We start from the raw sequence: 13,415 nt of genomic DNA, 5'->3' as shown, positions 1-13,415 counted from the left end.
AAAAGGGGGACTTAACAGATGAGAGAAGCAGTCATCGTGGCCGGTGCACGAACACCGGTCGGAAAAGCAAAACGCGGGTCGTTCCGAAACGTTCGTTCGGACGAGCTCGCAGGTCACGCCATCAAAGCGACGCTCGAGCGGTCGGGATACACGGGACCGATTGACGACGTCATCATGGGATGCGCCATGCCGGAAGCGGAGCAAGGGATGAACATCGCCCGCTATGCGGCCGTACGCGGTGGACTATCACACGAAGTGCCCGCCGTCACGATCAACCGTTACTGCTCGTCAGGCCTTCAAGCGATCGCGGACGCGGCAGCGAAGATCATGATCGGTCAAGCGACGGCGATCATTGCCGGCGGAATGGAATCGATGAGCCTCGTCCCGATGGGCGGACACGTCATCCGTCCTAACCCGACGATCATGGAGACGGCGCCTGAGTATTACATGAGCATGGGACACACGGCTGAGCGCGTAGCGGCCGAGTACAACATCTCACGAGTTGACCAGGACCTGTTCGCCATCGACAGCCATCAAAAAGCGGCGGCTGCGATCGCGGGCGGCAAGTTCGAAGAAGAGATCGTGCCGGTGACGGTCATCGAGCACGTCCTCGGTGAAGACGGGAAAGTCGCGGAACGTGAATTTGTCGTCAAGCACGACGAAGGCGTCCGGGCCAACTCGACGGTCGAAGCACTCGGCAAATTGCGTCCAGCTTTCAAAATCAAAGGGTCGGTCACAGCCGGTAACGCGTCACAAGTATCAGACGGCGCTGCAGCCGTACTTGTCATGGAGCGGGAAGAGGCGGAACGCCAAGGCTTGAAGCCGATGGCGAAGTTCCTCTCGTTCGCAGTCGGCGGGGTCCGCCCGGAAGTGATGGGGATCGGACCAGTCGTCGCCATCCCGAAAGCGTTAGAGATGGCTGGCGTGAAGCTTGAAGAAGTCGGATTGTTCGAGTTGAACGAGGCGTTCGCGAGCCAATCACTCGGCGTCATCCGTGAACTCGGCATCGACCCGTCCAAAGTGAACGTCAACGGCGGCGCGATCGCCCTCGGCCATCCACTCGGTTGTACGGGCGCGAAACTAGCGGTATCGATTCTGCATGAAATGAAACGACGCAATGAAAAATATGGGGTTGTCACGATGTGCATCGGTGGCGGAATGGGCGCTGCTGGCGTCTTCGAATTACTATAAGGGGGAAATGACTATGGAACGTACAGAACACGAATTGATTAAAGGCGGTAGCTTTGTCATTGACGCACTCGACGCGGATCGTCTCTTCACACCGGAAGACTTTTCAGACGAGCATAAGATGATCGGGGACACGACGTCGAGTTTCGTCGACGACCGTGTCATGCCGGTACTTGGACGCATCGAAAAACATGAGTTCGATCTCTCGGTCGAACTGTTGAAAGAAGCGGGCGAACTCGGTCTGCTCGGTGCCGATGTACCTGAAGAGTACGGCGGTTATCAGCTCGACAAGATCTCGTCATCGATCATCACGGAACGGTTCGCCAAAGCCCGTTCGTTTGCCCTCAGTTACGGCGCTCACGTCGGGATCGGGACGCTTCCGATCGTCTTCTTTGGGACAGAAGAGCAAAAGCATAAGTACTTGCCGAAGCTCGCAACGGGCGAATGGATCGCAGCGTACGCGCTCACAGAGCCAGGCTCAGGGTCGGACGCGCTCGGCGCGAAGTCGACGGCCGTCTTGAACGAGGCCGGGACGCACTACGTCTTGAACGGTGAGAAACAATGGATCACGAACGCAGGCTTCGCCAACGTGTTCGTCGTCTACGCGAAAATTGACGGCGACAAGTTCAGCGCCTTCATCGTCGAACGCGACTACAACGGCGTCTCAACAGGTGCTGAAGAGCAGAAGATGGGCATTAAAGGATCATCGACGCGGACGCTCATTTTACAAGACGTCGAAGTCCCGGTCGATAACCTGTTAGGTGAAGTCGGTAAAGGGCACGTCATCGCCTTCAACATCTTGAACGTCGGTCGTTACAAACTCGCGGTCGGAGCGGTCGGTTCATCAAAACGTGCATTCGATCTCTCGGTCCAATACGCGAACGAGCGTAAGCAGTTCAAGACGCCGATCAGCCAGTTCCCGCTCATCCAAGAAAAATTAGCGACGATGGCGGCGAACATTTACGCGATGGAGAGCTCGGTCTACCGCACAGGCGGATTGTTCCAAGACAGCCTCGACGCGCTAGGTGACGAGAACATGCGCGACGGCTCGAAAGTCGCCCAATCGATCGCGGAGTATGCGATTGAATGCTCGCTCAACAAAGTGTTCGCGTCTGAGACGTTCGACTACGTCGTCGATGAAGCCGTTCAAATTCACGGAGGCTACGGCTTCATGACCGAGTACGAGGTCGAAAACTTGTACCGTGACTCACGGATCAATCGGATCTTCGAAGGAACGAACGAAATCAACCGCTTGATCGTCCCGGGCACGCTCCTCAAGAAAGCGATGAAAGGCGACTTGCCACTCCTCGCCGAAGCACAGAAGCTCCAAAAAGAGCTCATGAGCTACATGCCGCAAGAGCTCGACGGTTCACCGCTCGCGCGCGAGAAGATGCTTCTATCGAACATGAAGAAGATCAACTTGATGATCGCAGGGACAGCCGTCCAGAAATATCAGCAGAACCTCCAAAACGAGCAAGAGATCCTCGCCAAGCTAGCCGACATCATCAGCGCCATCTATGCGCTCGAAGCGGCGATTGCGCGGACGGATAAAGCGATTGCCCGGACTGGCCTCGATAAGAACAACCAGAAAGTCCGTTACACGGAAATCTTCGCCGAGCAAGTGTTTAAGCAAGTCGATCTCATGGCGAAAGAAGTGTTGTATGCGGCAACGTCAGGCGACGAGCAACGGATGTTGCTCTCGGCGATGAAGAAGTTCAGCCGCTATCAGCCAATCAACGTCATCGGTACGAAGCGCGAAGTCGCAGCGAGTCTCATCAAAGCGAACAAGTTCATCGTTTGACACTCCCACGGCTAAAGCCGCAAGCTCACCCCTTCGGTATGAGTGGGATTCTGAAGTGCTTGTGCGAACGCAGTCCATTTCTGTTTTGTTCAAGCCTTCAGATGAGGGTGTGCCATCACCCCTCCTGAGACAGACCGTATAGGTTCTCAGGCTGGTCGACTGTTACCATCGACCACAGGTGCGTATCGGATATTCATCGCACCGACTAGATCTCTGTGTTTTTTGAATCCGCACGGACAGGAATATGTTCGGTCTTTCGCTTTATTTTTTGCTCCACAAGAAGGGCATGTCTGGGAGGTGTAGGCCGGATTGACAGATTCGACCTTGATGCCTTCGAGCTTTGCCTTGTACGTGATGAATAGTGCCAAGCGATAGAACGACCAGGTGTGCAGGTTCTTGTTGTGTTTACGGCTTGTTCTTGCCGTCTGTCGGATGTTCGCCAATCTTTCGAGGCGGATGACAGAAATCTTGTTCTCTTTCGCGAAGTCGACGATCTCACGGCTCACCTTGTGATCTTTGTCTTTCATCCAGCGCTGTTCTTTGTTGTTCAGCTTCTTGATCGCATCCAGTTTCTTCTGTTGACCGAGCTCTTTCCGTTTCGCACGAAACTTGCGCTTCATATACTTGTTCTCACGCCCGTTCCCGAAGAACCGCGCCTTGTCACGATCTGTCGATGCGACGGCGGGGACTTTCAGGCCGAGGTCGACCCCGAGCACGTTGGTGCCCCCCTTCTCCGTCGTGGGGATCGTGACGGCGATCTGGGCGATCCACTTGTTCGACTTCTTGATGATGCGGAGCGTCCCGAGCTTGTTGGCGAGGAGCGTGGCGTTCCGGTTGTCCGGGTCGACCATCTCGGCGCGGATCGCCGTCTTCTTGACCTTTCCGTCGATCATGACCGGGAAGGAGATCGACTCGAAGTCGAACGAGTAGTTTTGGTTGTTCCAGGTGCAGTACGGCTTCTTGAGGACAGGGACGACCTGGAAGCCCTTCTTCTTCGCCTTTTTGAACATGCTCTTCGCATCCTGGATGGCCTGATTCTTGACGGCGCTCGGCAGATCGGAACTCACGTTTTTGCTCGTCAGCTTTAAGTTTTCTCGAGCCTGCACCATGTCCGAGACGAGCTGGTTCGTCGTGCCGATGTAGGTGCGCATCATCCGCTCTAAGATCGATTGTTGCTCTTTTGTCGGATGAAGTTTGATGTTCACCGTCAATGTCTGCGACACGGTGTCACCTCCTTGTCTTTTGTTCCTCGACATAACGCTTGATGGTCTCGCTGGAAACATTTCCGGCCGTCGAGACGAAGAAGGATCTCGTCCAAAGGCTTGTGAGATGTGTGAGATGGGGAAATTCCTCTCGTAGTCGCTTCGACGAGACGCCTTTGATGCGCGCCATGATGTCAGACGGGCTGAGGGATGGCAACGCCGACAAGAATAGATGTGTGTGGTCCCGATCACACGCGATGGCGATGAGTCGAATGTCGAGCTCTTCGCAGACATCACGGACGATCTCTTTGAATCGTTGCTCGAACGTATCGTCATCAAATAGTTTTCGGCGATACCTCGGGCAGAACACGAAATGATAATGGATCATCGATACGGTGGTTTTGGTTCTTCTGTAGTTGTTCATACGTCCATTGTATCATTAGATTTATTAGAGTGATACATTTTATCGGGATAAGATTCTGCTTGTTGATTTCTGAAATTCCGACTAACGGGACTCCGAAATCAAGCTCACGTTCATCCCACCACTAAAGGAGTGGGCTTTCTCGTTCGCAAATTCTGTAATAAAAATTTCTCGAACAGGGAGGGGTGGCCGGACGCGGTCAGCCCTTTCTTTTTCGTTTGATCAGAACGTACAATGAGGAAAAGGAGGAATGTTTATGAGACGAGATCAACTGTTGGAACGAATGGAACGAATCGGGCGTTTGGTCGCGAAACAAGAAGGGGCGCTGATGCTGCTCGCCCTCGGTTCGATTGGCCTCGAGACCGAGCGGCTCGACGACTACTCCGACCTCGATTTCTTTTTGATCGTCGAGGACGGACGAAAAACCCGCTTCATCGACAACTTGGACTGGCTCGAGGTTGAACCGATCGCTTACCAATTCCAAAACACGAAAGACGGCCACAAGATCATGTACGCGGACGGTATTTACGGGGAGTTCGCCGTGTTCGAACTGTTCGAGATGCCACACATCGCCTATACCCCGGGACGGATCGTCTGGAAACGGGATGAAGCGCTCGAATCGTTTGCGACGCCTAAGCTCGTCACGGACGTCCCAGACGCAGCGTATTGCTACGAAGAGGCGCTGACGAACCTGTACGTCGGTCTGCTCCGTGAACGACGCGGAGAGCGTCTCGCCGGCTTCGAACTCATCCAAGTCGCGGCCGTCAACAACGTATTGAAAGCACATGGAGAGACGGGCGACCCGTTCAATCCGACGCGCCGGGTCGAGGCACGGCACCCGGAGCTCGTCGCCGGGCTCAACGAGTGGCTGCCAGGTTACGGCAAGTCGGTCGAAGCGGCCGCGGCGATGCTGAGCTATATCGAAGCGCGTCACCCGGTCAACGCGACGCTGAAGCGAGAAATCGCACGCTTGCTCGAAGCGTGATTTGCGGGAATGGAGTATGCTACAGTAAAACAAGAGGTGATAAATATGGTGACACTATATGGCTATCCGCCATGCAGTACGTGTAAGAAGGCAGAGAAATGGTTGAAGGAGAACGACGTCGCGTATACATACGTTCATATCGTCGAGGCGACACCGTCAAAAGATGAACTCACGTCGATCTGGCAACAGTCAGGGCTACCGCTCAAAAAGTTTTTCAATACGAGCGGGCAAGTGTACCGCAACGAAGGCATTAAAGATAAGCTCCCGAATTTGTCAGAAGACGAACAAATCGAGCTTTTAGTCAGCAATGGTATGCTTTTAAAGCGTCCAATCGTCACGGACGGTCAAAAATCGACGGTCGGTTTTTCAGAAAAGTCATTTACAGACGTTTGGGGCTAAGTGCTATAATACACATGTGAGTCTAATTTATTTGAGGGGGAAGTCATGATGAGCAAAGTACCTGCAAATCTACGTTATTCAAAAGAACACGAATGGGTTGAAGTGAACGGAAGCGTTGCCCGCATCGGGATCACGGATTTCGCACAAAGCGAACTAGGGGACATCGTGTTTGTGGAACTTCCTGAAGTCGGCGGCACGATTTTGCTCGACGAGCCGTTCGGTTCGGTCGAATCGGTCAAGACGGTGTCTGAACTGTACGCACCGATCTCTGGCAAAATCACGGCGGTAAACGAATCACTCGCGGATTCGCCGGAACTCGTCAACGAAGCACCGTTCGAAGGCGCATGGATGATCGAAGTCGAGTTAAACGATTCAACGGACGTCGACAAACTCATGTCGGCCGAAGAATATGAAACGATGATTCAAGGCTAACAAAAATCCCGGTTTCTCTTTATGAGAACCCGGGATTTTTTGATTTAGTCGAAGTCGAGGCGGTAATGTTCAGGCTGGATGAGTGATGTCCGGTTGAACAGGCGATAGAAGACAATCCCGAGCGTCACCGGAATGAGGCCGAACAAGACGATGACGAGCATGACGTTCCAGAGCGCGAATCCGCCTGGCATCAAGTGCAGGGCGTTGACAGGTCCGATCAGTCCAGAGACACCGAATCCGGCACTGATCGGTGTTCCTTCGATACGAAGGATACCGGCGAGCGCCCCGAGAATGGCCGCGTTCGCGAGCACCGGCAGCATCATGATCGGACGACGGACGAAGTTCGCCATTTGAATTTTCGGTGAGCCGAGGAAGTGAGCGAGCGACGTCCCGGTCGCGTTCATCTGCCACCCGGCGATAGCGAGACCAAAACCGGCTGCGACGACGCCGAGGTTAGCGGCCCCGGCGGCAACACCGGACAGACTGATCGCCGTCGCGATCCCGACTGTCGAGATCGGGGAGACGATGATGAGCGAGAACGCCATCGCGATCAACATGCCCATCACGATCGGTTGGAGTTCAGTCATCGTCATGATGACTGTGCCGATGTACGTCGTGATCTGTGAGATGTACGTGAGTAAGAACATGCCGATTCCGCCGGCGATGACGATGACCGTCATCGGTAAAACGAGGACGGTGTACGTCTTTAACCGTGGCGACAGCTGCATGACCATATATGTCGCGAGGGCGGCGGTCACACCGGCCGTGATGACGTCGCCGATTCCCGCCATGAGGAACGCGCCTTCCTCGATACGGATAGCGCCGCTCCCGACCTGGGTCGCGATACCGATCGTCCCGGCCTCGAGCGCCGAGCGTCCGAATTGCATCGCGACGGTGACACCGATGATGACCGGGAGTAGGCGCATCGCGATCGTCGTCGCGTCTAAGATGAACTGCAAAGACGGAAAATACGGTAAGATGGCTTTCGTTAATTCACCGAGCAACGCGCTCGGGATGAGGGCGATTAAAATAGCGAGACTGAGTCCGTTCAATACGTTCATCAAAAATTGTTTGCCTGTCAGTTTCGTTTGTTCCGTCATAAGTCGATTCACCTGTCCTTTTCTACGTATACGCTGTTATGTACGAAAGCGTTAAAGTTAATGACCATACTATGCCTCTTTTCGTGAAGCGTCAACAGGAAATGTTGAACGATTCAGAAAATTCGTGGGGTGAGCACAACTTTTGAACAGATCGGCTCACATTCATATACTTATAAAAGAGGTGAGAACAATGATTACAGACGGATTGTTATATATATACGCCCCGATGTGTGGAACATGCGCTGTGGCCGAGCGGATGCTCGCCGTCGTCGAAGCGGTCGACCCGACTCTCGCGATTGACAAGCAGGACGCCAACTTTATCCCGCAAGAGTTAGAAGCGTATCAAGTGATGAGCGTCCCGGCGCTGTTAAAGCTTAAAGACGGCCAAGTCGAAGACCGATTATATGCGTTTCAAAACGTACAGCACGTCCTATCTTTCGTTAAATGAGATAGGATGATTAGAATAATCAGAAAATTTTAAATAATCAGTTGACACAGAAAGTTCACGAATGGTATATTCATTACAACATCTTACTTGAACACAATATAGGACGAGATTCTCCAGCCATCAAGACGTTTTAGAACAGCCGGTGCATCACTTTACGCGACTTTTAGGTGGACCTTCCCTTCGATTGTCCCCCAAAAAAATCAAGCGCAGGGACACCTACCGCGTAACCGCATGGTACGTTCTAAGGCCGAGTGATGGATGGCTTGAATCCCCCATATAAGGATGAACACTCTGATCGGGCAAAAGAGTTTCATCTATGGGTTGTCCTTCCGTGACTCAAGGTGCTACGTTCTGTGTCATCCTCGGATGGCACCTTTTTTTGATTTTTCGCACAAAATAGTTTGACATGAAAATAATGTGTCGCTATTATAAAGCTAATCGAATAAACAACACTCTTATCAAGAGAGGCTGAGGGACTGGCCCTATGACGCCCAGCAACCGCGGAGCAATCCGAAATGGTGCTAATTCCAGCAAGGTGAGAACCTTGGAAGATGAGAGCAATCGTTGTCCGTACCGATAAAGTACGCACGTTTGCTCAAACGTGTGTACTTTTTTTGTTGTCAGGAGGGAAAGGTATTGATTCAATTACGTAATGTGGCCAAATGGTTCGACACGAAGAACGGTCGAGTCCAGGCGGTCGATGATGTGTCGCTCACAATCGAGAGCGGCGAAATTTTTGGAATAATCGGATATTCAGGGGCGGGGAAGTCGACGCTCATCCGTCTGCTCAACCGACTCGAGTCACCGTCAAGCGGTGAAATCGTCGTCGCAGGGAGTGAGCTGACGAAGCTCACTCCGAAAGAACTGCGCGGGGTGCGCAAAAACGTCTCGATGGTATTCCAACACTTTAACTTGTTATGGTCGCGCACGGTCGCTGAGAACATCAGCTTCCCGCTCGAACTGATCGGGGTACCGGCCAGTGAACGTAAACGCCGCGTCCAAGAGCTCGTCGATCTCGTCGGTCTCGCCGGACGTGAAGACAGCTATCCGTCGCAACTATCGGGCGGTCAAAAACAGCGAGTCGGGATTGCCCGCGCGCTCGCTACAAATCCAGACGTGCTCCTCTGCGATGAAGCGACGAGCGCACTCGACCCGAAGACGACCGATTCGATTCTCGAACTGCTCGTCAGCATCAATAAGAAACTCGGACTGACGATCGTCCTCATCACCCATGAGATGCACGTCATCCAAAAAATCTGTCATCGCGTCGCCGTCATGGAGGCAGGGAAAGTCGTCGAGACCGGCCAAGTCGCGGACGTGTTCCAACATCCGGAACAGCCGATCACGAAAGAGTTCGTCAAACAGATTGGTGCCGTCGACGACATGTCGCTCACGTTCGAGCATTTGAAAGCACGTTATCCGAGTGGCCAAATCGTCAAACTCAAGTTCTTGAACGAGACGGCCGAACAGCCGATTTTATCGGAAGTGTTGAAACAGCACGACATCGGCTTCAACATCATCGGCGGTAACGTGACGCAGTCGCAAGTCGGCGCGCTCGGAACGCTATTCATCCAATTGATCGGAGAGCCGGCTGAAGTCGAGCGGGCCATCGCCTCAATCCGATCGCAGGCAGTGGAAGTGGAGGTAGAAAGCGATGTTTCCTAATGTAGATTGGCAAGTCATGCTCGAACAGACGTGGGAGACGCTCTATATGACGCTCGTCGCAGGAGCCGCGACATTCGTCATCGGTCTCGCCCTCGGCATGCTCTTATATGTCACGAACGAACCGCTCATGATGAAGAATCGTCCGATTTACACGATCATCAGTGCGGTCGTCAACGTGTTCCGCTCGATCCCGTTCATTATTTTGATCATCTTGCTCATTCCGTTCACGCTCCTTCTCGTCGGAACGATGCTCGGTTCGACGGCGGCGCTCCCGGCGCTCATCATCGGTGCGGCCCCGTTTTATGCACGGATGGTCGAACTCGCACTCCGCGAAGTCGATCGCGGTGTCATCGAGGCGGCCGAGTCGATGGGCGCGACGAAATGGCAGATCGTCTATAAAGTGTTGTTCCCGGAATCACTCCCGGCCATCGTGTCAGGCATCACGGTGACGATCGTCGCCATCGTCGGTTACACGGCCATGGCCGGAGTCGTCGGGGGTGGTGGTCTCGGGAACTTGGCGTTCCTCGAAGGGTTCCAGCGTTCACAAAGCGACGTCACGTTCGTCGCGACCGTATTGATCTTAGTCATCGTCTTCGTCGTTCAGTTTATCGGCGATCGACTCGTCTCAAAAATCGATAAGCGATCAGCTTAATCAAATACAATCATATGGAGGGTTTTATAATGAAATCATGGAAAACAGTACTCGGATTGACAGCAGCATCAGCACTCACAATTCTCGCGGCATGTGGCGGCGGGGACTCAGAATCAGGCTCGGGCGACGACAAGACGCTCATCATCGGCGCGTCGAACGTACCACACGCCGAGATTTTAGAGCACGTCCAAGACGAATATGAAGAAAAAGGCTACACGCTTGAAATCAAGAAGTTCCAAGACTACGTGCTCCCGAACAAGACGCTCGCAGCTGGCGAACTCGACGCGAACTACTTCCAACACGAGCCGTACCTCGAGTCACAAATGGCTGAGAACAAAGACTATAAATTCGCTTCAGCCGGCGGCGTCCACATCGAGCCGATCGGTGTCTACTCACAAGACTACAGATCACTCGATGAGCTTCCGGACGGCGCTGAAATCATCATGAGCTCGTCGGTCGCTGACCACGGACGAATCTTGACGATGCTTCAAACAGAAGGCTTGCTCACGCTCGCTGACGGCAAGACGACAGACGCGACAGTCGCTGACATCGTCGACAACCCGAAAAACTTGGAGTTCAAGACGGACGTCGAAGCGGCACTTCTCCCGCAAGCGTTCAACAACGGTGAAGGCGATGCCGTCCTCATCAACACGAACTACGCGATTGATGCCGGCCTCAACCCGCTCGAAGACGCAATCGCTCTTGAAGGCGAAGACTCACCGTACGTCAACTTGATCGTCACGCGTGAAGGCGACGAAGACGATGAGCGCGTCAAGGCACTCCTTGAAGTATTGACATCAGAAGAGACACAACAGTGGATTTTGGATGAGTACAAAGGTGCGGTCGTACCGGTTAAATAATGATTGATTTTAGGCTCGGGACATCCCGGGCCTTTTTTGTTTGCAGTGGTTTTGCTTCAATAATAGAAGTAAACTATTTATATGTAGAAAAAGGGGGGATCCGGGTGAGCATACGACAGATTCATCCGCTGACGCTTGGCGTCTTGTTCGGTACATTTTTTGCACGGCTGTCGACGTTTTTTGTCATGCCGTTTTTTGCGATTTATCTCGCGACGCTCGGTTTCTCGGCGAGCGTGATCGGGACGGTGTTCGCGACGTCGGCATTATCCGGTCTATTTATGAGCTTTTTCGGGGGGACGCTGTCTGACCGCTACGGGCGCAAACAGCTGATGTTGATAGGTATCGGTTTGAACGCCTTGACGTTCACCGGTTTCGCACTTGCAACGGAGCTCGTTTGGTTTTACATATTTTCGGTATTGATGGGCGTTTCACGTTCATTCCTTGAACCAGCGTCTCGGGCCTTGATCAGCGACACGACGCAACCCGACCAGCGTGTCATCGTCTATAACGTGCGCTACTTCATGATCAACATCGCTGCGGCGATCGGACCGCTGCTTGCGGTCGTCTTGTCACTTACTGGAGCGAAGAGCGCATTCTTCGTCGTGACCGCCGTCTATGTCCTTTACGGCCTCGTTATCTCGACGTTGTTCCGGAAGTATCCGTTTGAAGAAGGGGACGGCGTCAAAGTGCGGCCGCGCCTGACGGAGACGTTCCGCGTGTTAAAAGAAGACAAGACGTTCCGCTTCGTCATCATCGGCATGATCTTCGCCATCATCGGCTACAGTCAATTCAATTCGACGTTGCCGCAGTTCATCGCGTTTCACGACGGATTCAGTGACGGGTCGCGCCTATTCGCTTATCTGCTGACGGTCAACGCGATCACCGTTCTCATCGTGCAGTATCCGATCATGCGGTTCGGTATTCGCGTCTCGCCGATCAAGTCGCTGTTCTTTGGGATCGCGACGCTCTCGATTGGGCTGTTGTTAATCGGTTTCGCTGCCGAGGTGTGGGTACTATTCGTCGCGATGGTCATCTTCACGGTCGGGGAAGTGCTCATGTTCACGATGACGGACGTATTGACAGACGATTTGGCACCGGAACATTTGCGCGGCACGTATTTCGGGGCGATGGGGTTGACGGCACTCGGTCAATCGATCGGGCCGGTCATCGGCGGACTGCTGCTCGACGGCTTCGACAACGCGTCGCTCCCTGTATTTGGGAGCCTAGCCGTTCTGACCGCGTGTGGCGCCTTCTTCTTCACCGGCGCGCTACGGGAAAAACAAGCGAATTCGGTTCAAGTCGAGGAAAATGTTGGATAATGTCTTGATTTCCCGATATTCTCATTCTCAACATTTATGTTTTATTGAGAATGAAATATAAGGTGAGTCGCTTGAAATAAAAAATTGCCTAGATTAAGATTAGAATATATCTAATCTACGCCAAAAATGGCGAGAAAACGGAAGGGGTATCCGAATGTCTAACGTACCACACATGAAAATTGATGACCTCCGCGTCTCAATCGAAGGAAAAGAGATCGTCAAAGGTCTTAATCTTGAAATTAAAGGTGGCGAAATTCACGCCATCATGGGTCCTAACGGGACTGGTAAATCAACACTCGCATCTGCCCTCATGGGTCATCCATTGTACGAAGTGACAGGAGGGAGCGTCGACTTGAACGGAGAAGACGTCCTCGAGATGGAAGTAAATGAACGTGCGCAAGCAGGCATGTTCCTCGCGATGCAGTATCCAGCTGAAATCAGCGGAGTCACAAACGCCGACTTCTTGCGCTCAGCGATCAACTCGCGCCGCGAAGAAGGCGAAGAAATCTCACTTATGAAATTCATCCGCGAACTTGATTCGAAGATGGGCGTTCTTGAAATCCCTTCAGAAATGGCACACCGCTATTTGAACGAAGGCTTCTCGGGCGGAGAGAAAAAACGTAACGAGATCCTTCAAATGATGATGATCAAACCGAACATCGCGATTCTTGATGAGATCGATTCAGGTCTTGATATCGATGCGCTCAAAGTCGTCGCTAAAGGCGTCAACGAAATGCGCACTAAAGAGTTCGGCTGCTTGATCATCACGCACTATCAGCGTCTCCTCAACTACATCGAGCCAGATTTCGTCCATATCATGATCGACGGTAAAATCGTCATGTCGGGCGGCAAAGAGCTCGCACAACGACTCGAAGCAGAAGGTTACGACTGGGTGAAGCAAGATCTTGGGATGACAGTAGACACAGAAGCGTAAGGGGGCTGT

At 52.9% G+C, this 13,415-nt stretch carries 14 protein-coding genes and 1 riboswitch; of the genes, 11 read left to right on the top strand and 3 right to left on the bottom strand.

The window, feature by feature from the left end; translation table 11 throughout:
- Window positions 1-18 precede the first annotated feature (18 nt).
- Window positions 19-1,191: an acetyl-CoA C-acetyltransferase gene (locus EVJ20_RS06300; protein ID WP_016510281.1), complete on the top strand. Its 1,173-nt coding sequence runs from the start codon at window positions 19-21 to the stop codon at window positions 1,189-1,191.
- Window positions 1,192-1,204: 13 nt separating this feature from the next.
- A complete protein-coding gene (locus tag EVJ20_RS06295) occupies window positions 1,205-2,989 on the top strand; it encodes an acyl-CoA dehydrogenase family protein (protein WP_131507300.1) in 1,785 nt (594 codons plus the stop codon).
- A 146-nt stretch (window positions 2,990-3,135) separates the two neighbouring features.
- Here EVJ20_RS06295 and EVJ20_RS06290 read toward each other — a convergent pair whose 3' ends face one another.
- Both EVJ20_RS06290 and tnpA read right to left on the bottom strand, forming a co-directional pair.
- Window positions 3,136-4,212, bottom strand: coding sequence for an RNA-guided endonuclease InsQ/TnpB family protein (locus EVJ20_RS06290; RefSeq protein WP_070328733.1), 1,077 nt, complete (start codon window positions 4,210-4,212; stop codon window positions 3,136-3,138).
- 4 nt (window positions 4,213-4,216) lie between these two features.
- Entirely contained in the window at window positions 4,217-4,615 is a 399-nt protein-coding gene (tnpA, locus tag EVJ20_RS06285; RefSeq protein ID WP_083274102.1) for an IS200/IS605 family transposase, read from the bottom strand.
- Between the two features lie 253 nt (window positions 4,616-4,868).
- On the opposite strand from tnpA, the gene EVJ20_RS06280 reads away from it, so the two are divergent.
- The 3 genes from EVJ20_RS06280 to gcvH are packed head-to-tail and all read left to right on the top strand — an operon-like array spanning window position 4,869 to window position 6,428.
- Complete coding sequence (locus EVJ20_RS06280; RefSeq protein WP_236636168.1) at window positions 4,869-5,597, top strand: hypothetical protein; 729 nt, start codon at window positions 4,869-4,871, stop codon at window positions 5,595-5,597.
- A gap of 45 nt (window positions 5,598-5,642) precedes the next feature.
- Window positions 5,643-5,996: an arsenate reductase family protein gene (locus EVJ20_RS06275; RefSeq protein ID WP_131443112.1), complete on the top strand. Its 354-nt coding sequence runs from the start codon at window positions 5,643-5,645 to the stop codon at window positions 5,994-5,996.
- A gap of 48 nt (window positions 5,997-6,044) precedes the next feature.
- A complete protein-coding gene (gcvH, locus tag EVJ20_RS06270) occupies window positions 6,045-6,428 on the top strand; it encodes a glycine cleavage system protein GcvH (RefSeq protein WP_071397925.1) in 384 nt (127 codons plus the stop codon).
- Window positions 6,429-6,472: 44 nt separating this feature from the next.
- On the opposite strand, the gene EVJ20_RS06265 is transcribed toward gcvH, so the two are convergent.
- The gene (locus EVJ20_RS06265; RefSeq protein ID WP_071397924.1) at window positions 6,473-7,528 is read right to left on the bottom strand and encodes a PTS transporter subunit IIC; all 1,056 of its coding nucleotides are present in this window, start codon (window positions 7,526-7,528) and stop codon (window positions 6,473-6,475) included.
- 190 nt (window positions 7,529-7,718) lie between these two features.
- Between EVJ20_RS06265 and EVJ20_RS06260 the strand changes: the two genes are divergently transcribed.
- The 6 genes from EVJ20_RS06260 (at window position 7,719) to sufC (ending at window position 13,406) form a co-directional block, all read left to right on the top strand.
- A complete protein-coding gene (locus EVJ20_RS06260) occupies window positions 7,719-7,976 on the top strand; it encodes a thioredoxin family protein (RefSeq protein ID WP_131441425.1) in 258 nt (85 codons plus the stop codon).
- A gap of 452 nt (window positions 7,977-8,428) precedes the next feature.
- Window positions 8,429-8,534, top strand: a riboswitch (SAM riboswitch).
- A 78-nt stretch (window positions 8,535-8,612) separates the two neighbouring features.
- Window positions 8,613-9,641: a methionine ABC transporter ATP-binding protein gene (locus EVJ20_RS06255; RefSeq protein ID WP_071397923.1), complete on the top strand. Its 1,029-nt coding sequence runs from the start codon at window positions 8,613-8,615 to the stop codon at window positions 9,639-9,641.
- A complete protein-coding gene (locus tag EVJ20_RS06250) occupies window positions 9,631-10,293 on the top strand; it encodes a methionine ABC transporter permease (protein WP_131507296.1) in 663 nt (220 codons plus the stop codon). The genes EVJ20_RS06255 and EVJ20_RS06250 overlap by 11 nt, the downstream gene beginning before the upstream one ends.
- Window positions 10,294-10,322: 29 nt before the next feature.
- Entirely contained in the window at window positions 10,323-11,153 is an 831-nt protein-coding gene (locus EVJ20_RS06245) for a MetQ/NlpA family ABC transporter substrate-binding protein (RefSeq protein WP_131507294.1), read from the top strand.
- A gap of 104 nt (window positions 11,154-11,257) precedes the next feature.
- Window positions 11,258-12,472, top strand: a complete 1,215-nt coding sequence (locus EVJ20_RS06240; RefSeq protein WP_131507292.1) for an MDR family MFS transporter — start codon at window positions 11,258-11,260, stop codon at window positions 12,470-12,472.
- A 172-nt stretch (window positions 12,473-12,644) separates the two neighbouring features.
- On the top strand, window positions 12,645-13,406 hold the full coding sequence (sufC, locus tag EVJ20_RS06235; protein ID WP_131507434.1) for a Fe-S cluster assembly ATPase SufC: 762 nt from the start codon (window positions 12,645-12,647) through the stop codon (window positions 13,404-13,406).
- Window positions 13,407-13,415: the final 9 nt, after the last annotated feature.

The organism is Exiguobacterium sp. SH0S1 (assembly GCF_004337165.1).
Lineage (GTDB): Bacteria > Bacillota > Bacilli > Exiguobacteriales > Exiguobacteriaceae > Exiguobacterium > Exiguobacterium aurantiacum_A.
This window is presented reverse-complemented; position numbering and strand designations above follow the sequence as displayed.

What these genes read in the sequence shown, in the direction of transcription:
- EVJ20_RS06275 (WP_131443112.1), top strand. Translation starts at nt 5,643, where the DNA reads ATGGTGACACTATATGGCTATCCGCCATGCAGTACGTGTAAGAAGGCA.
- tnpA (WP_083274102.1), bottom strand. Translation starts at nt 4,615, where the DNA reads ATGAACAACTACAGAAGAACCAAAACCACCGTATCGATGATCCATTAT.
- gcvH (WP_071397925.1), top strand. Translation starts at nt 6,045, where the DNA reads ATGAGCAAAGTACCTGCAAATCTACGTTATTCAAAAGAACACGAATGG.
- EVJ20_RS06280 (WP_236636168.1), top strand. Translation starts at nt 4,869, where the DNA reads ATGAGACGAGATCAACTGTTGGAACGAATGGAACGAATCGGGCGTTTG.
- EVJ20_RS06265 (WP_071397924.1), bottom strand. Translation starts at nt 7,528, where the DNA reads ATGACGGAACAAACGAAACTGACAGGCAAACAATTTTTGATGAACGTA.
- EVJ20_RS06300 (WP_016510281.1), top strand. Translation starts at nt 19, where the DNA reads ATGAGAGAAGCAGTCATCGTGGCCGGTGCACGAACACCGGTCGGAAAA.
- EVJ20_RS06295 (WP_131507300.1), top strand. Translation starts at nt 1,205, where the DNA reads ATGGAACGTACAGAACACGAATTGATTAAAGGCGGTAGCTTTGTCATT.
- EVJ20_RS06250 (WP_131507296.1), top strand. Translation starts at nt 9,631, where the DNA reads ATGTTTCCTAATGTAGATTGGCAAGTCATGCTCGAACAGACGTGGGAG.
- sufC (WP_131507434.1), top strand. Translation starts at nt 12,645, where the DNA reads ATGAAAATTGATGACCTCCGCGTCTCAATCGAAGGAAAAGAGATCGTC.
- EVJ20_RS06245 (WP_131507294.1), top strand. Translation starts at nt 10,323, where the DNA reads ATGAAATCATGGAAAACAGTACTCGGATTGACAGCAGCATCAGCACTC.
- EVJ20_RS06260 (WP_131441425.1), top strand. Translation starts at nt 7,719, where the DNA reads ATGATTACAGACGGATTGTTATATATATACGCCCCGATGTGTGGAACA.